15 protein-coding genes and 3 tRNA genes are annotated in these 15864 nt (G+C 61.9%); 11 read left to right on the plus strand and 7 right to left on the minus strand.

Going from position 1 to position 15864, the window contains the following annotated elements; all coding sequences use genetic code 11:
- Nucleotides 1–93 precede the first annotated feature (93 nt).
- A complete protein-coding gene (locus ACK3BK_RS07840; RefSeq protein ID WP_411384057.1) occupies nt 94–741 on the plus strand; it encodes a thiopurine S-methyltransferase in 648 nt (215 codons plus the stop codon).
- A gap of 71 nt (nt 742–812) precedes the next feature.
- On the opposite strand, the gene htpX is transcribed toward ACK3BK_RS07840, so the two are convergent.
- Entirely contained in the window at nt 813–1700 is an 888-nt protein-coding gene (gene htpX, locus ACK3BK_RS07845; RefSeq protein WP_063543804.1) for a protease HtpX, read from the minus strand.
- A gap of 227 nt (nt 1701–1927) precedes the next feature.
- Nucleotides 1928–3139 (minus strand): pyridoxal phosphate-dependent aminotransferase, encoded by a 1212-nt coding sequence (locus ACK3BK_RS07850; RefSeq protein ID WP_411384058.1) that lies wholly within the window; start codon nt 3137–3139, stop codon nt 1928–1930.
- A gap of 168 nt (nt 3140–3307) precedes the next feature.
- On the opposite strand from ACK3BK_RS07850, the gene msrB reads away from it, so the two are divergent.
- Nucleotides 3308–3703 carry a peptide-methionine (R)-S-oxide reductase MsrB gene (gene msrB, locus ACK3BK_RS07855; RefSeq protein WP_186666830.1) on the plus strand — a complete coding sequence of 132 codons (396 nt, stop codon included), beginning with the start codon at nt 3308–3310 and terminating at the stop codon, nt 3701–3703.
- Between the two features lie 13 nt (nt 3704–3716).
- Nucleotides 3717–4205, plus strand: coding sequence for a glutathione peroxidase (locus ACK3BK_RS07860; protein WP_186666829.1), 489 nt, complete (start codon nt 3717–3719; stop codon nt 4203–4205).
- On the opposite strand, the gene ACK3BK_RS07865 is transcribed toward ACK3BK_RS07860, so the two are convergent.
- On the minus strand, nt 4195–6507 hold the full coding sequence (locus tag ACK3BK_RS07865; protein WP_411384059.1) for a response regulator: 2313 nt from the start codon (nt 6505–6507) through the stop codon (nt 4195–4197). The genes ACK3BK_RS07860 and ACK3BK_RS07865 overlap by 11 nt on opposite strands.
- 225 nt (nt 6508–6732) lie before the next feature.
- On the opposite strand from ACK3BK_RS07865, the gene ACK3BK_RS07870 reads away from it, so the two are divergent.
- Both ACK3BK_RS07870 and ACK3BK_RS07875 read left to right on the plus strand, forming a co-directional pair.
- Nucleotides 6733–7623 carry an ATP-binding protein gene (locus tag ACK3BK_RS07870; RefSeq protein ID WP_186666827.1) on the plus strand — a complete coding sequence of 297 codons (891 nt, stop codon included), beginning with the start codon at nt 6733–6735 and terminating at the stop codon, nt 7621–7623.
- Nucleotides 7620–8102, plus strand: a complete 483-nt coding sequence (locus tag ACK3BK_RS07875) for a GAF domain-containing protein (protein WP_186666826.1) — start codon at nt 7620–7622, stop codon at nt 8100–8102. Before ACK3BK_RS07870 ends, ACK3BK_RS07875 begins: the two co-directional genes overlap by 4 nt.
- Before the next feature lie 51 nt (nt 8103–8153).
- On the opposite strand, the gene ACK3BK_RS07880 is transcribed toward ACK3BK_RS07875, so the two are convergent.
- Nucleotides 8154–8921: a hypothetical protein gene (locus ACK3BK_RS07880; RefSeq protein ID WP_411384060.1), complete on the minus strand. Its 768-nt coding sequence runs from the start codon at nt 8919–8921 to the stop codon at nt 8154–8156.
- 337 nt (nt 8922–9258) lie between these two features.
- On the opposite strand from ACK3BK_RS07880, the gene ACK3BK_RS07885 reads away from it, so the two are divergent.
- The 3 genes from ACK3BK_RS07885 to ACK3BK_RS07895 all read left to right on the plus strand — a co-directional run bounded on the left by ACK3BK_RS07885 (nt 9259) and on the right by ACK3BK_RS07895 (nt 9573).
- A tRNA-Glu gene (locus ACK3BK_RS07885) sits at nt 9259–9334 on the plus strand.
- Between the two features lie 2 nt (nt 9335–9336).
- Nucleotides 9337–9412: transfer RNA gene (locus tag ACK3BK_RS07890), tRNA-Gly, on the plus strand.
- Nucleotides 9413–9497: 85 nt separating this feature from the next.
- Nucleotides 9498–9573: transfer RNA gene (locus ACK3BK_RS07895), tRNA-Gly, on the plus strand.
- A gap of 98 nt (nt 9574–9671) precedes the next feature.
- On the opposite strand, the gene ACK3BK_RS07900 is transcribed toward ACK3BK_RS07895, so the two are convergent.
- Both ACK3BK_RS07900 and ACK3BK_RS07905 read right to left on the minus strand, forming a co-directional pair.
- Nucleotides 9672–10082: a PA2817 family protein gene (locus ACK3BK_RS07900; RefSeq protein ID WP_186666824.1), complete on the minus strand. Its 411-nt coding sequence runs from the start codon at nt 10080–10082 to the stop codon at nt 9672–9674.
- 131 nt (nt 10083–10213) lie between these two features.
- Nucleotides 10214–12661 (minus strand): acyl-CoA dehydrogenase, encoded by a 2448-nt coding sequence (locus ACK3BK_RS07905; protein ID WP_411384061.1) that lies wholly within the window; start codon nt 12659–12661, stop codon nt 10214–10216.
- A gap of 184 nt (nt 12662–12845) precedes the next feature.
- Here ACK3BK_RS07905 and ACK3BK_RS07910 point away from each other — a divergent pair, with 184 nt between their 5' ends.
- The 3 genes from ACK3BK_RS07910 (at nt 12846) to ACK3BK_RS07920 (ending at nt 15325) form a co-directional block, all read left to right on the plus strand.
- A complete protein-coding gene (locus ACK3BK_RS07910; RefSeq protein ID WP_186666822.1) occupies nt 12846–13469 on the plus strand; it encodes a glutathione S-transferase in 624 nt (207 codons plus the stop codon).
- A 147-nt stretch (nt 13470–13616) separates the two neighbouring features.
- Nucleotides 13617–14549, plus strand: a complete 933-nt coding sequence (locus ACK3BK_RS07915) for an ABC transporter ATP-binding protein (protein ID WP_186666821.1) — start codon at nt 13617–13619, stop codon at nt 14547–14549.
- On the plus strand, nt 14546–15325 hold the full coding sequence (locus tag ACK3BK_RS07920) for an ABC transporter permease (protein ID WP_186666820.1): 780 nt from the start codon (nt 14546–14548) through the stop codon (nt 15323–15325). The genes ACK3BK_RS07915 and ACK3BK_RS07920 overlap by 4 nt, the downstream gene beginning before the upstream one ends.
- Here ACK3BK_RS07920 and ACK3BK_RS07925 read toward each other — a convergent pair.
- Nucleotides 15209–15835, minus strand: coding sequence for a DUF2062 domain-containing protein (locus ACK3BK_RS07925; protein WP_186666819.1), 627 nt, complete (start codon nt 15833–15835; stop codon nt 15209–15211). The genes ACK3BK_RS07920 and ACK3BK_RS07925 overlap by 117 nt on opposite strands.
- Between the last annotated feature and the right edge of the window lie 29 nt (nt 15836–15864).

Genomic DNA, 15864 nt, shown 5'->3' on the forward strand with positions numbered 1-15864 from the left:
CTGAGCGGTTAAGATGCCGCCATCTTCGATCAGTTACAGATCGATATCCAATATAAGTTTTGCAAGTTATCTATCGAAATATTCGGAGGAATCATGGAGCCAGCGTTCTGGCACAAACGGTGGGCGGACAATCAGATCGGCTTTCACCAGTCGCAGGTGAACCCGTACCTGCAGGCGCACTGGCCAAAGCTGGAATCCGGCAGCCAGGTGCTGGTGCCTTTGTGCGGCAAGAGCCTGGATGTCATCTGGTTGGCGGGGCAGGGGTATCGCGTGCTGGGGGTGGAATTGTCGCAACGTGCGGTGGCGGATTTCTTCCTGGAGCACAAACTCGAGCCCGAGGTGTCACAGCATGGGGCCTTCGAGGTCTGGCGCAGCGGCCTGGTGGAGTTGTGGTGTGGTGACTTCTTCGCCTTGCAGGCGGAGGATCTGGCACAGTGCGCGGGGCTCTATGATCGCGCTGCGGTGATTGCATTGCCGCAGGCGCTGCGTACCCGTTACCTTGCGTTGCTGTCTGACTACCTGCCGACGGCTTGCCAGGGGCTGATGGTCACCTTGGATTACGATCAGTCGCGTCTGGACGGGCCGCCGTTCTCGGTGCCGGATGACGAAGTCCGGCGCGGGCTTGCTGGATGGCAAGAAGTGGCCGAGTTGCAGGCGCCGGACATTATCGAGGACAGCCCTAAATTCCAGAAAGCGGGAGTCGGCAGCCTGGTGGAACGGGTGTATCGGTTGCAGCGTTGATCGGCCTTCTGACCAGAAGACGTGCAAAGAAAAGGGCGACCTGAGTCGCCCTTTCCATTTACCGCGTTGAATCAGCCGCGACGACGCAGTGCATCGATACGGTCTTCCAGCGGCGGGTGGCTCATCAGCAGGCCGGCGAGGCCCTGCTTGAGGCCGCCGTTGATGCCGAAGGCCTTCATCGTATCGGGCATGTGCACTGGCATACCTTGTTCCGAACGCAGGCGCTGCAGTGCGGCAATCATCGCGCCAGTACCTGCCAGGCGGGCACCGGCTTCGTCAGCGCGGTATTCGCGGCGACGCGAGAACCACATGACGATGATGCTGGCCAGGATGCCCAGGATCAGTTCGGCGACGATGGTCGCGACGTAATAAGCGATGCCCTGGCCTTCTTCGTTCTTGAAGATCACCTTGTCGACGAAGTTGCCGATGATACGCGCGAAGAACATCACGAAGGTGTTCACCACGCCCTGGACCAGTGCCAGGGTGACCATGTCGCCATTGGCGACGTGGCCGATCTCGTGGGCCAGTACCGCGCGTACCTCGTCCCGCGAGAAGCGTTCGAGCAGGCCCTGCGAAACGGCGACCAGTGCGTCGTTGCGGTTCCAGCCAGTGGCGAAGGCGTTCGCCTCGTAGGCGGGGAACACGCCCACTTCCGGCATCTTGATACCCGCCTCGCGGGACAGCTCCTCGACCGTCTGCAGCAGCCACTGTTCGTGGTGAGTGCGCGGCTGGGTGATGATCTGGGTGCCGGTGGTCATCTTCGCCATCCACTTGGAGATGAACAGCGAAACCAGCGAGCCAGCAAACCCGAACACGGCGCAGAAGACCAGCAGGCGGCTCAGGTCCAGGTCGACGCCGTTGGCGGCCATGAACCCGTTGAAACCGAACAGGCTGAGGGTAATGCTTGCAACCAGCACCACCGCAAGGTTGGTGGCCACAAACAACAGAATGCGCATCATGGTTGTTACGTTCTCCTGACGGATGAAAATGTCGCTCTACTGCGGGGTATATAAGGTGGCGGCCGAGGCGATTCAACTGGCCGACTATTTCAAACTGTGTATCGCGAAGTATGACAGAGACGCGGCGGATCGCCGGGAGATAGACCGTTGCAGGATGTAAGAATTCATCCGTGGGGCGGAGGGCGTCGTGCCAACATGGCCGGTTGGCACGACAAGGCCTTGATCGCTTACTGCGAGTAGGTGCGCAGGAAGTTGCCGATACGGCCGATGGCTTGCTCCAGGTCATCCACCCGCGGCAGGGTGACCACGCGGAAGTGATCCGGCCACGGCCAGTTGAACGCCGTGCCCTGGACGATCAGCAGTTTCTCCGACAGCAGCAGGTCGAGGACGAACTTCTCGTCGTTGTGGATCGGGCAGACCTTCGGGTCGATTTTCGGGAACGCGTACAGGGCACCCATTGGCTTGACACAGCTGACGCCGGGGATGGCGTTGAGCAACTCGTAGGTGCGGTTGCGCTGTTCGAGCAGGCGGCCCGGCGGCAATACCAGGTCGTTGATGCTCTGGTAGCCGCCCAGCGCGGTCTGGATGGCGTGCTGTGCGGGCACGTTGGCACACAGGCGCATGTTGGCCAGCATGTCGATGCCTTCGATGTAGCTCTGCGCGTGGTGCTTGGGCCCGGAAATGATCAGCCAGCCGGAGCGGAAACCTGCGACCCGGTAGGACTTGGACAGGCCGTTGAAGGTCAGGCACAGCACATCCGGAGCGAGCGAGGCGGTGCTGATGTGTACGGCTTCGTCGTAGAGGATCTTGTCGTAGATCTCGTCGGAGAACACCACCAGGTTGTGCTGGCGGGCCAGCTCCAGCATGCCGAGCAGCAGCTCCCTGGAGTACACCGCGCCGGTCGGGTTGTTCGGGTTGATGATCACCAGGGCCTTGGTGTCCGGAGTGATCTTGGCCTTGATGTCGTCAAGATCCGGGAACCAGTCGGCCTGCTCGTCGCACAGGTAGTGCACGGGCTTGCCGCCAGCCAGGCTCACTGCTGCGGTCCACAATGGGTAGTCGGGGGCCGGGATCAGCACCTCGTCACCGTTGTTGAGCAGCGCCTGCATCGACATCACGATCAGTTCGGAGACGCCGTTGCCCAGGTAGATGTCCTCGATGCCAACGCCTTCGATCTGCTTCTGCTGGCAGTACTGCATCACCGCCTTGCGCGCGCTGAACAGCCCTTTGGAGTCGCTGTAGCCCTGGGCGGTCGGCAGATTGCGGATCACGTCCTGGAGGATTTCGTCCGGCGCTTCGAAACCAAAGGGCGCCGGGTTGCCGATGTTCAGCTTGAGGATGCGCTGGCCTTCCTCTTCCAGACGCTTGGCGTGCTTGAGCACCGGACCGCGAATGTCGTAGCAGACATTGGCGAGCTTGTTCGATTTGCTGAACTGCATGATGTGATCCCGAATGGATAAGTCGCGGGGCGCTGTCGTCAAAAGGTTTGAAAAGGACGGGGCGCGGGTGCCAGACTGATCGTCTGCGCACAAGCCAACTAATATACGTGCCACCCGCGCCAGGGAAAAGACGGCGCAGGGTGAAATTCAGCCTGCCGAGGTCCATCCATGCAAAAGATCGACAAAACACTTGAAGAATGGCGTGAGATGCTCGATCCCGCCCAATACCAGGTATGCCGCCTGAAGGGGACCGAGCGACCGTTCACGGGCAAATACAACAGTGAAAAGCGTGCCGGTGTCTATCACTGCATCTGTTGTGATCTGCCGCTGTTCGATTCGCAGACCAAGTTCGACTCCGGTTGCGGCTGGCCGAGCTTCTACGCGCCGATCGAGGAGAGTGCGATGATCGAGATCCGCGACACGTCCCACGGCATGATCCGCACCGAAGTCACCTGCGCCCAGTGCGACGCGCACCTGGGTCACGTGTTCCCGGACGGCCCGCCACCGACGGGGCTGCGCTACTGCATCAATTCGGTTTGCCTGGATTTCAAACCGCACGACTGAACGGAGATTCGACATGGCCGATGCGTTGCTGGACATTCCCTGCGTCACCCTCAAGGGCGAGCAGAAAACCCTGGGCGACTTCGCCGGCAAGGCGCTGCTGGTGGTCAACACCGCCAGCCAGTGCGGTTTCACGCCGCAGTACAAGGGGCTTGAGAAGCTGTGGCAGGACCATGCCGCCCAGGGCCTTGTCGTACTGGGCTTTCCGTGTAACCAGTTCGGCAAGCAGGAGCCGGGCGATGCGTCGGAAATCGCGCAGTTCTGTGAGCTCAACTTTGGCGTGAGCTTCCCGCTGTTTCGCAAGATCGAGGTGAACGGCCCTGGCGCCCACCCGCTGTTCGCCGAGCTGAAGAAGCGTGCGCCTGGCCTGCTGGGGACGCAGAAGATCAAGTGGAACTTCACCAAGTTCCTGGTCGATCCGTCCAGCGGTCAGGTCACGCGCTATGCACCGACCACCAAGCCGCAGGCGCTGGAAGCGGATATCGAGCGTCTGCTCAGCCGCTGACCGGCACCCAGTGGTCGATCAGGGCGAGTAGTTCTTCGCGGCGGAACGGCTTGGCCAGGTAGTCGTCCATGCCCGCAGCGCGACAGCGTTCGCGCTCTTCGGGCATGGCGTTGGCGGTCAGGGCGACGATTGGCAGGTCGGGCCAGCGCCCGCTCTGGCGGATGCGCCGGCTGGCCTCGTAGCCATCCATCACCGGCATGTTGCAGTCCATCAGTACCATGTCGAAGCCTTCGCGCTCGAGTATCTCCAGCGCTTCGGCACCATGGGCGGCAACCTGTACCTGGCAGCCGAGCTTGCCGAGCATGCCCTTGGCTACCAACTGGTTTACCGGGTTGTCTTCCACCAGAAGGATCTGCGCGCGCCGCTCCAGCAGGCGGCCGGCCTCGGTGGGTGCGGGGGTGGCATTCTCGCCTTGCAGGGTGCGACGCAGCATCTGGTACAGGGCATTGCGCGCCAGAGGGCGTGCCTGCTGGTGCAAAGGGGCCAATTGCGCGGTTTGCTCGGCGGGCAGGAAGTTGCCATAGGCCGTGACCAGCAGGATCGGTGCGCTGAGGCCGGGGCGCAGTTCGAACAGGTGCTCGGCATCGTCGGTGATGAGCAGGTCGATGGCCATGCCGTCGAGTCCACTGGTATCGTCGCGTCGCTGATAATCCAACCCCCAGCTTGGCAAAAGGCCGTGCAGTAGTTCAGCCAGGCCGCTTGAGGCATTGCTCAGTGCCACCACCTGACCCTTCAGCGGCGCAGGCGAGACCGCTTCGGTGTGGGTGGGCAGGGGCAGGTCGGCGCTGAAGCGGCTGCCGAAGCCGGTTTGCGAGTGAATATGCAGGTGCCCGTGCATGGCCTTGCACAGATTGTGGGTGAGCGCCAGGCCCAAGCCGGTGCCGCCGTACTGGCGGGTGATGCCTGCGCCAGCCTGGGTGAAGGGCTGGAAGATGCGCACCTGGGCTTCCTCCGGGATTCCGATCCCGGTGTCGCACACTTCAAGGCGTACGCCGCCGACGATGCTCGAAAGGCGAACGTCGACGCGCCCGAAACGGGTGAACTTGAGCGCATTGGACAGCAGGTTGCTGACGATCTGGCGCACCCGTGTGGGGTCGCCGAGCACGGTGCTGGGAAAGTCCGGAGCGATCAGGCAGGTCAGCTCGACACTGGGCGCGGCGTTCTGCGACAGCAGATTGGCGGTGTCCTCGACCATTGCCCCCATGTCGAAAGGAATGCGTTCGAGCTCCAGTTGCCCGGCATCGAACTTGGACAGATCGAGGATATCGTTGAGCAGCTCGACCAGCACCTTGCCCGAGTCGTGGGCGATCGACAGCTGCTGGCGTTGCTCGGCGGTCAGCCCGCTGTCCAGGGCCAGGGCGATCATGCCGAGCATCCCGTTGAGCGGTGTGCGGATCTCGTGGCTCATGTTGGCCAGGAAGGCGGCGCGCGCCTGGGCCATGTCCAGGGCGCGGCGGCGGGCCTCTTCCAGTTCCTGGTTGGACTGGCTCAGCCGGTTGTTGCTGGCCTTGAGTTCTTCGGTACGGGCCGAGACGATGTCTTCCAGCTCGTTGAGGTATTGGGTGAGGCGGTTTTCGGCGTTGCGCCGCTGCTGGATTTCGGTGGCCATGCTGACGAACTGCTGGTTGGCGACTTTCACCAGTACCCCGATCTCATCGTGCTCATGACCGGTGGGGTAGTCCAGGCGCGTCTGTCCGGGTTGGCGTGGATCGCTGCCGCTCAGGGCGCCGATGACAGTGACCAGCGGTTTGGTCAGCATGATGTAGAACAGCCCCAGGAGAATACCGGTCAGCACCAGGCTGCGGGCGAAGCCGTTGAGCAGGGTGATGCCGGCGCGGTCGAGAAAGCGGCTGCCGAAGGCGTAGGTGTCGACATCCAGGTACAGGGTGCCGAGGTAATCGTCGGGCATGTGGGCGAGGAACAGGCGGTCCTTGAACTGGCGTTGCTCGCCGAACAGGAAGTCGCTGAGCGGCCGGTAGCTGTCTTCCTGGCGCGGGCGATGGACGTCGGCCAGCACCGTATCGTTGTTGTCGATCAGGCGCGCACGGATGATCGCTGGCGATTGCAGCAGCCCGCCGGTGAGCTCCTGAGCCAGCTCGGCGTCGATGTTGTAGGCGATGCGCGAGGCCGGGTCGTGGCTTATTTGCAGCAATGCCTGCACTTCGCGGTTGATGGACGCGTCTTCGCTGGCATAATCGATGCCGATCTGGATGAGACTGAGCAATGTTCCCAGGATGAAGCCGACCAGGACTGTCAACCGGGCTTGCTTGTATGACAGGCGATTGGTGAACTTGATATCCATGGTTCCCGAGCCGGTTCAACGCCCCTTGCGCTGCGCAAGCATAGCCGATCAGCCCCGGCTGCTGGCGGGTCTGTCTGTTGTTTCGAGCGATCCAATCAATGGGCCGGTGTGCGGCCATCGCGGGACGAGCCTGCTCCCACAACCTCTGTTGGCTCTGTAGGGGCAGTCTTGTCGCGCGATGGCGGCGCTCCGGCTCCTGAACCGGTCTTGATTAAGGAAACCTTCATGGACACCCGCCTCATTGCATTCCTGGAACACGCCGAATCCATACTGACCCGCCTCGAACCGCTGCTGCCGGCGCCCCGACCGCAGATCGACTGGTCATCGACCCTCGCTGCGCGCTGGCAGCGTGATGGTCGCAGTGGCTACCTCATGCCGTTGGAAGTCAGCCTGGACATCCGACTCTCGGACCTGATCGGCGTCGATCAGCAACGTGAGCAACTGGGCCGCAACACCCATCAGTTCATCAATGGCATGCCCGCCAATCACGCCCTGCTGTGGGGCTCGCGGGGCACCGGCAAGTCGTCGCTGGTGCGTGCGCTGCTGGCCGAACATGCCAGCCAGGGCCTGCGCCTGATCGAGATCGAGCGCGATCACCTGGCCGACTTGCCGCGGGTGGTCGAGCAACTGCAAAAGCTCGAGCAACGCTTCATCCTGTTCTGCGACGACCTCTCGTTCGAGGCGGGAGAGGGCGACTACCGCGTGCTCAAGAGTGTGCTCGATGGTTCGCTCGAGCAGGCGCCGGACAACGTCCTGCTCTATGCCACCTCGAACCGCCGTCACCTGGTGCCCGAGAAGCAGAGCGACAACGAAAACTGGAAGATGATCGACGGCGAGCTGCACCCCAACGAAGCGGTGGAAGACAAGATCGCCTTGTCTGACCGTTTTGGCTTGTGGTTGTCGTTCTATCCGTTCACCCAGGAGCATTTCCTCAACGTGGTCGAGCACTGGATCGGCCAACTGGCGCGACCGGCCGGGCTGGCCTGGCAGCGCACCGAAGAACTCGACATCCTCGCTGCGCGCTGGGCCACCGGCCGCGGCAACCGTAATGGCCGTTGTGCCTACCAGTTCGCCCGCTACTGGGTCGGACTGCAATTGCTGGAGCAGAACCAATGATCGACCTCAACGCCAGCGGCAAAGGCCTCGATGGCTATGACCTGCTGGCTGCGCAAGTACAGGCGTTGTTCGCCGACGAACGTGACTTCATCGCCAACGCCGCACAGTTCTCGGCATTTCTCTACCACCAGGTGGAAGACCTGAACTGGGCGGGTTTCTACCTCAACCGCAACGAAGAACTGGTGCTCGGGCCATTTCAGGGGCAGGTGGCGTGCGTGCGCATCGCATTCGGCAAGGGTGTGTGCGGCGCGGCCGCAGCCACGCGGCAGACCCAGCGGGTGGAAGATGTGCATGCATTCCCAGGTCACATCGCCTGTGACAGCGCGTCCAACAGCGAGCTGGTGATCCCGCTGGTAAAGGAGGGCAGGCTGATTGGCGTGCTCGACCTGGACAGTCCGAGCCTTGCGCGTTTCAGTGAGGCCGATCAGTGCGGGCTTGAACGCCTGGCGTCGATCTTCCTGGCGTTGAGCGACTGCTGAAAACAAGAAGGGCCGCTTTTTGCGGCCCTTCTTGTATTCAACGGTTGTGGATCAGTCGTAGATCACCCGCTTTTTCCACGTCTCGTCTTCATCGGTTTTCAGGCCCTGGGTCAGCGCGTTCTGGTCATTTTCGGCCGGCTCCATCTGGTCCAGTACTTGCGCGTTGGCGCGAGCGAGCAGTTTTTCCAGGTAGGTCAGCTGCTCTTCATATTGTTTCGGTTCCGGTTGTTTGCGCAGGTACTGCACGCCGCGTTCGAACGCCAGCCGCGCATGGCCTGGTTGATTCTGCTGCAACGCCTGCTGGCCCAGGTTATTGAAGAACTCGATGTGCAGTAGTACCAGGATGTGGCGAATTTCCCTGACCCAGTACTTGCCTTCGTTGGACTGCAGGAAGTTTTCCTGGGTAGCGCGCACGATCTGGTTGTGCAGCGACTCAAGCAGGAAGCGCACGTCCTTGGCTTTGACCTCGGTCTGAATCGGGCTCGGCGGGTTGTTGACCGGCAACTTGTCGCCCGTGGCAATCAATCCTTCGAGTTCGGTGATGCGCGCCTTGAAGTCGCCGTTGTGCTTGTCCAGCGCCAGCAGGCGCTGATTGAGGTTGAGCTCCAGGCGGGTCAGCAGCAGCTTGAGTGCCGGGGTCATCAGTTGGCCGGGGAAGGTTTCGGTGATCTCACCGCAGCGGCGCAAGCGTTCGGTCAGCTCGACTTTAAGGCGCGCGCGCTCGAGCTTGGCGTTTTCCACGACATTGTTGAGGTAGCCGATCACGATCAGCAACGCGATACCCGCCACGATGAGCAGGGTGATCAGAAGTGGTGTCACCGTTAACGCCTCATGAAGAAGTTTTGCATCATTGAGTGTAGTGAGTTCGCCAGGGGGCGAACAGTGCAGCCTGGCGGACAGGTCATACCCATGGGTGTCGGCGCAAGGTCGAAAATCTACAGTGCTGGCACTTTGATGCGAGCTTGCCGGGCTGGCGTCAGAAAAGCAACGCCAATCCCCGGGCGCATCATGCGCGACCTATGTACAGGGGCGGAAGTCGTTGATTTAAATAAATTTCCACAAAGGGGTTGACGGCTTGTCGAGGCATCCATAGAATGCGCGCCACTTGCAGCGTAAAGCACACAGCGAAACGCGGCAGGCAGTGAAGTTGTAGTGTGTCCCCTTCGTCTAGTGGCCTAGGACACCGCCCTTTCACGGCGGTAACAGGGGTTCGAGTCCCCTAGGGGACGCCAATGCGGGAATAGCTCAGTTGGTAGAGCACGACCTTGCCAAGGTCGGGGTCGCGAGTTCGAGTCTCGTTTCCCGCTCCAGTTTTAAAACTGTGGCGTCCATTGACGGTGCAGCGGTAGTGAAAGGCTCAGGCCATTCACGCCACATGCGGTTTTGCTTCACATTGCGGGAATAGCTCAGTTGGTAGAGCACGACCTTGCCAAGGTCGGGGTCGCGAGTTCGAGTCTCGTTTCCCGCTCCATTCGAAAACGCCACTTCGTTGAAGTGGCGTTTTTTTTACCTTCAAAAACATCGCAGCCACGGGGCCGCGGGCATTTGTAATGCCCGCGGCCTTTTTGCTCAGTGGCGCTCGCCCTGGTCAGGCGCGCTCAGCAACTGCTTCTCCAGGTTCCAGTCGAAGGGCTCGTCATTCTGCTCGGCTTCGTAGCGACGCTCTTCAAGGGTCTGGTACAGCTCGAGTTCCTCATCGGGCATGTAGTGCAGGCAGTCGCCGCCGAAGAACCACAACAGGTCGCGCGGGACCAGGTGAGCGATCTGCGGGTAGCGCGTGATCACCTGGCAGATCAGGTCCTGGCCCAGGTACTGGCTTTCCAGTGGATTCTGCGGCAGCAGGGTCAGCAGTTCGTCGAAGCGTTCGAGGAACAGGGCGTGGCTTTCTTCCGGCACTTGCTCGGCGTCGCCCAGGGCCACCAGGATGGTGCGCAGGTGTTGGAGCAGTTGCAGGTGGTACTCCAGGTGGGGGTTGGCCATGGGGGCGATCCTCTGGTATTGAAACGGGGGCCGGAGTATACGCAGGTTTTGCCCCGCCGGGGCAGGCGCAGCCTCGCTCTGCCCTGACCGCCGGACCGTCAGGTGCCGGCGATCCGTGCGACTGACGGTACTTAGCGCACCTTGCCCTCCACGGGCAGCAGTTGTGCCTTGTCGAAAGCATCCACATCGATCACTGTCCGACGTGCAGCTTCGGCTGCATGGAGTCTCTCGCCTTCATCAGCCTGCAGCACGCCAGCCTGCACGGCGGCTTCGATGTCCGACTGGCCCGGTGCCGGATGCACCTTGCCCTCCTTGAGCCCCTGGTGCAGCGCCTTGTGCAGTGGCGCCACCTCGTCCAGCAGGTCGCAAGCTGTCTGCAGGGCGGCTACCGGATCACCTTCGCCGTCAGGGCGGAAGCAGCCCGCCAGCAGCTCCTCCAGGGCCGGATCACCCTTGCGTCGGCCGATCAGTTCAGCCACCTCTTTATCCAGTTCATCGCTTGGCCCGGTATGGCGGCGACCGAACGGGAATACCAGAACCCGCAACGCACAGCCGATGAAGCGATTGGGGAAGTTGTCGAGCAGCCGATCGAGGGCCTTTTCGGCCTGCCCCAGGCTTTCTTCCAGCGCCCAACGGAGCAGGGGTTGCATGTGCGCGGGTGAGCCGAGGTCGTGATAGCGCTTGAGCGCTGCAGATGACAGGTACAGGTAGCTGAGGACATCCCCCAGGCGCGCGCTCAGGCGTTCGCGCCGCTTCAGTGCGCCACCGAGCAGCATCATCGACAGGTCGGCAAGCAAGGCGAATGCGGCCGCCTGACGGTTCAGTGCACGGAAGTAGCCCTGGCTGAGGGCGTCGCCCGGCGCCTTCTCGAAGCGTCCCAGCCCGATCCCGAGCACGAAGGTGCTGGCAGCATTGCTGGCGGCGAACATGATGTGCTTCATCAGCAGATCGTCGAACTCGTTGAGCGCCTGCTCGCGATCCTCGCGCCCGGCGAGGGCCATTTCCTTGAGGACGAAGGGGTGGCAGCGGATCGCGCCCTGTCCGAAGATCATCAGGTTGCGCGACAGGATGTTGGCGCCCTCGACGGTGATGAAGATCGGCGCGCCCTGCCAGTTGCGACCCAGATAGTTGTTCGGGCCCATGATGATGCCCTTGCCACCGTGTACGTCCATGGCGTGCTGGATGCATTCACGGCCGCGTTCGGTCAGGTGGTACTTGAGGATTGCCGAAAGCACCGAGGGTTTTTCGCCCAGGTCCACTGCCTTTGCGGTGAGCAGGCGGGCGCTGTCCATCAGCCAGGCGTTGCCACCTATCCGTGCCAGCGATTCCTGGATGCCCTCGAAGGCGGACAGCGGCACGTTGAACTGCTCGCGGATGCGGGCGTACTGGCCGGTGACCAGGCTGGTGTACTTGGCAGCGCCCGTGCCGACCGCGGGCAGCGAGATGGAGCGACCGACCGACAGGCAGTTCATCAGCATCATCCAGCCCTTGCCGAGCATGTCCTTGCCGCCGATGAGGAAGTCCAGGGGCACGAACACGTCCTTGCCGCTGTTCGGGCCGTTCATGAAGGCGGCACCCAGCGGCAGATGGCGCTTGCCGATCTGCACGCCCGGGGTGTCGGTGGGGATGAGTGCCAGGCTGATACCCAGGGACTCCTGTTCGCCCAGCAAGTGATCGGGGTCGTAGGCCTTGAAGGCCAGGCCCAGCAGGGTGGCCACCGGGCCGAGGGTGATGTAGCGCTTCTCCCAGTTCAGGCGAAGGCCGATGACTTCCTCGCCGTTCCATTCTCCTTTGCAGACGATGCCGGTGTCAGGCATGGCGCCTGCGTCGGAGCCGGCCAGTGGGCCGGTGAGGGCGAAGCAGGGGATTTCGTCGCCACGGGCCAGACGCGGCAGGTAGTGGTTACGCTGTTCATCGGTGCCATAGTGCAGCAGCAGTTCGGCGGGGCCGAGCGAATTGGGCACCATCACGGTCGAGGCCAGGTCGCCGCTGCGGGTGGCAAGTTTCATCGCCACTTGCGAGTGGGCATAGGCGGAGAAGCCCTTGCCACCGAATTCCTTGGGAATGATCAGGGCGAAGAAGCCGTGCTGCTTGATGTGTTCCCAGGCTGTGGGCGGCAGGTCGAGGTCCTGGCCGATCTGCCAGTCGCTGACCAGGGCGCAGAGTTCCTCGGTGGGGCCATCGATGAATGCCTGTTCTTCTGCGGTGAGCGTGGGGGCAGGGTAGTCGAGCAGGGTGTTCCAGTCAGGCTGGCCGCTGAACAGTTGGCCGTCCCACCACACGGTACCCGCGTCGATCGCCTCGCGCTCGGTCTGCGACATGGGTGGCAGGGTGCGCTGGAACCATTTGAACACGGGGCCGGTGAACACCTGGCGCCGCCACTGCGGCAGCACCAGCAGGGCGGCCTTGGCGGCCAGCACCAGCCAGATCACGGTCAGCAGCCAGCCGGGTGCGTCGGCGAAGATACCCATCAGCAACACATAGGCAGCGATCACCCCGAGGATCTGCAGCGGTGCCAGACGTCGATGGGTGAGATATGCGGCGCCGATCACCAGCACCACCAACCACAACAGCAGCATAGTTCTTCCTCCTTGGAAGCTTGGGCTCGCGCCATCCCGGATAGCTTAGACGCGATGCGCCGGATGGCTCGCTATGAACAGTGACAGGGTGTGGCGACAGGAGTTTCAGCGCATTGTCTGCTGGTACAGGTGCCGTCACTGTGGAGTAGACTGTTCGCCCTCTGCACTCACTAAGGACGTTGTCATGCTGAAGATCTGGGGTCGCAAGAATTCGAGCAATGTGCGCAAGGCGCTGTGGATTGCCCACGAGTTGGGGCTAGAGTTCGAATCGATCGACGCCGGTGGGGCGTTCGGCTTGGTCGACGAGCCTGAGTACCGTGACCGCAACCCCAATGGCCTGGTGCCGTTGCTCGAAGATGGCGACTTCGTCCTTTGGGAGTCCAACACCATCGTGCGCTACCTGAGCGCCGAATATGGTGCCGAGCAGGGCTGGTATCTGGACGATCCGCGTCAGCGCGCCCTAGCGGACAAATGGATGGACTGGACCACCTCGTCCTTCGCCGCGCCGTTCCGCCCGCTGTTCTGGGGCATGCTGCGTACGCCAGAGAACGAGCGTGACTGGACGGCGATCAACGCTGCGCGGGAAAAGTGCGGCGAGTTGCTGGCGATCGTCGACAAGGCGCTGGCCACCCAGCCCTACCTCTCCGGTGAGCAGATCGGCATGGGCGACATTCCGCTGGGCTGCTTTGCCTACGGCTGGTTCGAGATGCCCATCGAACGCCCCGAGCTCCCTCACCTGCAGGCCTGGTACGAGCGCCTGAAGGCGCGTCCGGCCTATCAGAAAGCGGTAATGACGGCACTGACTTGAGCGGATACCCCGCCCGTTTCGATAGTCACTATCGATACACATGACTGTACTTGTGCGGTCAGGCCTTGCACCATGGCCGCACTACTCACTGCGCCAGTGACTTGACCTGGCGTGTCCTGAACCTTTTTCTTCGGTACGTGACCCGCTATGAGTTCTGCCCTGTCCATAAGACAGCTGACCAAGACCTACGGCAACGGCTTTCAGGCCCTGAAGGGCATCGACCTGGAGGTCGCCGAAGGTGATTTCTTCGCCTTGCTCGGCCCCAATGGCGCCGGCAAATCCACCACCATCGGCATTCTTTCGACCCTGGTGAACAAGACCAGCGGCACGGTGAATGTCTTCGGTCACGACCTGGACCGCCAGCCTGCCGCGCTCAAGCGCAGCATCGGCGTGGTGCCCCAGGAGTTCAACTTCAACCAGTTCGAGAAGACCTTCGACATCGTCGTCACCCAGGCTGGCTACTATGGCATCCCGCCGAAGCTGGCCAAGGAGCGTGCCGAGCAGTACCTCACCCAACTGGGGCTGTGGGACAAGCGTGACGTGCAGTCGCGGTCGCTGTCCGGCGGCATGAAGCGGCGCCTGATGATCGCCCGTGCGCTGATCCATGAGCCGCGCCTGTTGATCCTCGACGAGCCGACGGCTGGCGTGGACATCGAACTGCGTCGCTCGATGTGGAGTTTCCTCACCGAGCTGAACCAGAAAGGCATCACCATCATCCTCACCACGCACTATCTCGAGGAAGCCGAACAGCTGTGCCGCAACATCGGCATCATCGACCACGGCACCATCGTCGAGAACACCAGTATGCGCCAGTTGCTGGGCAAGCTGCATGTCGAGACCTTTGTCCTCGATCTCAAGCAGGACCTGCCTGTGGCGCCGACGCTGCAAGGCTACCCGTGCCGGCTGATCACGCCGCATACGCTGGAAGTGCAGGTAGAAAAGGATATCGGCATCACTGCGTTGTTCGGCCAATTGGCGCTGCAGAACATCGAGGTGCAGAGCCTGCGCAACAAGACCAACCGACTCGAGGAGTTGTTCGTGGCACTGGTGGAAAAGAACCTGTCGAAGGTGGCGGTATGAGTGTGGAACTGCGCACCAACTGGGTCGCCCTGAATACGATTGTCTATCGCGAGGTTCGACGCTTCCTGCGTATCTGGCCGCAGACCCTGCTGCCGCCGGCGATCACCATGGTTCTGTACTTTGTCATCTTTGGTAACCTGATCGGCCGTCAGATCGGCGACATGGGTGGCTTCACCTACATGGAGTACATCGTGCCGGGGCTGATCATGATGTCGGTGATCACCAACTCCTACGGCAACGTGGTATCGAGCTTCTTCGGCAGCAAGTTCCAGCGTTCGATCGAGGAGTTGATGGTCTCGCCGGTCTCGCCGCACACCATTCTTGTCGGCTACACCCTTGGTGGTGTCTTGCGTGGCCTGGCGGTGGGCGTGATCGTGACTCTCCTGTCGATGTTCTTCACCCATCTGCAGGTGCATCACCTGGGTGTGACCATCGTCGTGGTGTTGCTGACGGCGACGATCTTCTCGCTACTGGGGTTCGTCAATGCCGTGTTTGCGCGCAACTTCGACGATATCTCGATCATCCCGACTTTTGTTCTGACACCGCTGACCTACCTGGGTGGCGTGTTCTACTCCATCAACCTGCTGCCACCTTTCTGGCAGACCGTGTCGCTGGCGAACCCGGTGCTGCACATGGTCAACTCGTTCCGCTACGGCATTCTAGGGGTGTCGGATATCAGCATTGGTACGGCGATCACCTTCATGCTGGTGGCTACCGTGGTGCTCTATGCCCTGTGCGTCCGCCTGCTGGTCAGTGGTCGCGGCATGCGTGCATGACATCCTGCATTTGCGCCGGCGCCACTGCCGGCCGACCCACCAGCGCCAGTAGAGCAAGGTGGTGAAGTAGGCGGCCAGGCCCAGTATCACGCCGCACACCACCGAGCCGAGCAGGAACGGCTGCCAGACGGTGGACAACTGGTCAGTGATCCATTCGAAGGTCAGTTCCTCCGGTAGCGTTCGCGGGGGAATCTGCATCAGCCAGGCGCCGGTCATGTAGGTGACGAAGAACACCGGTGGCATGGTCAGCGGGTTGGTCAGCCAGACCAGGCTGACCGCGATGGGCAGGTTGCCGCGTACCGGTATCGCCAGGGCGGCAGCCAGCAGCATCTGCATGGGGATGGGGATGAGCGCCGCGAACAGCCCGACGCCCATGGCGCGCGCCACCGAATGGCGATTCAGGTGCCAGAGGTTGGGGTCGTGCAGCAATCGGCCGAAAAAGCGTAAGGACTTGTGTTCCCGAATGCTGGTCGGATCCGGCATGTAGCGTTTGAAGAGACGGCGCGGCATGTAGGCTCCCGGGGCTCGAATAGGGCGAG

This window comes from Pseudomonas sp. L7, assembly GCF_046605565.1.
GTDB classification, from domain to species: Bacteria; Pseudomonadota; Gammaproteobacteria; order Pseudomonadales; family Pseudomonadaceae; genus Aquipseudomonas; species Aquipseudomonas wayambapalatensis.

Bases quoted from the DNA above. Each gene is read 5' to 3' on its own strand.
- ACK3BK_RS07915 (WP_186666821.1), top strand. From the start codon at position 13,617: ATGAGTTCTGCCCTGTCCATAAGACAGCTGACCAAGACCTACGGCAAC.
- ACK3BK_RS07860 (WP_186666829.1), top strand. From the start codon at position 3,717: ATGGCCGATGCGTTGCTGGACATTCCCTGCGTCACCCTCAAGGGCGAG.
- htpX (WP_063543804.1), bottom strand. From the start codon at position 1,700: ATGATGCGCATTCTGTTGTTTGTGGCCACCAACCTTGCGGTGGTGCTG.
- msrB (WP_186666830.1), top strand. From the start codon at position 3,308: ATGCAAAAGATCGACAAAACACTTGAAGAATGGCGTGAGATGCTCGAT.
- ACK3BK_RS07850 (WP_411384058.1), bottom strand. From the start codon at position 3,139: ATGCAGTTCAGCAAATCGAACAAGCTCGCCAATGTCTGCTACGACATT.
- ACK3BK_RS07920 (WP_186666820.1), top strand. From the start codon at position 14,546: ATGAGTGTGGAACTGCGCACCAACTGGGTCGCCCTGAATACGATTGTC.
- ACK3BK_RS07840 (WP_411384057.1), top strand. From the start codon at position 94: ATGGAGCCAGCGTTCTGGCACAAACGGTGGGCGGACAATCAGATCGGC.
- ACK3BK_RS07910 (WP_186666822.1), top strand. From the start codon at position 12,846: ATGCTGAAGATCTGGGGTCGCAAGAATTCGAGCAATGTGCGCAAGGCG.
- ACK3BK_RS07905 (WP_411384061.1), bottom strand. From the start codon at position 12,661: ATGCTGCTGTTGTGGTTGGTGGTGCTGGTGATCGGCGCCGCATATCTC.
- ACK3BK_RS07925 (WP_186666819.1), bottom strand. From the start codon at position 15,835: ATGCCGCGCCGTCTCTTCAAACGCTACATGCCGGATCCGACCAGCATT.
- ACK3BK_RS07875 (WP_186666826.1), top strand. From the start codon at position 7,620: ATGATCGACCTCAACGCCAGCGGCAAAGGCCTCGATGGCTATGACCTG.
- ACK3BK_RS07900 (WP_186666824.1), bottom strand. From the start codon at position 10,082: ATGGCCAACCCCCACCTGGAGTACCACCTGCAACTGCTCCAACACCTG.
- ACK3BK_RS07870 (WP_186666827.1), top strand. From the start codon at position 6,733: ATGGACACCCGCCTCATTGCATTCCTGGAACACGCCGAATCCATACTG.
- ACK3BK_RS07865 (WP_411384059.1), bottom strand. From the start codon at position 6,507: ATGGATATCAAGTTCACCAATCGCCTGTCATACAAGCAAGCCCGGTTG.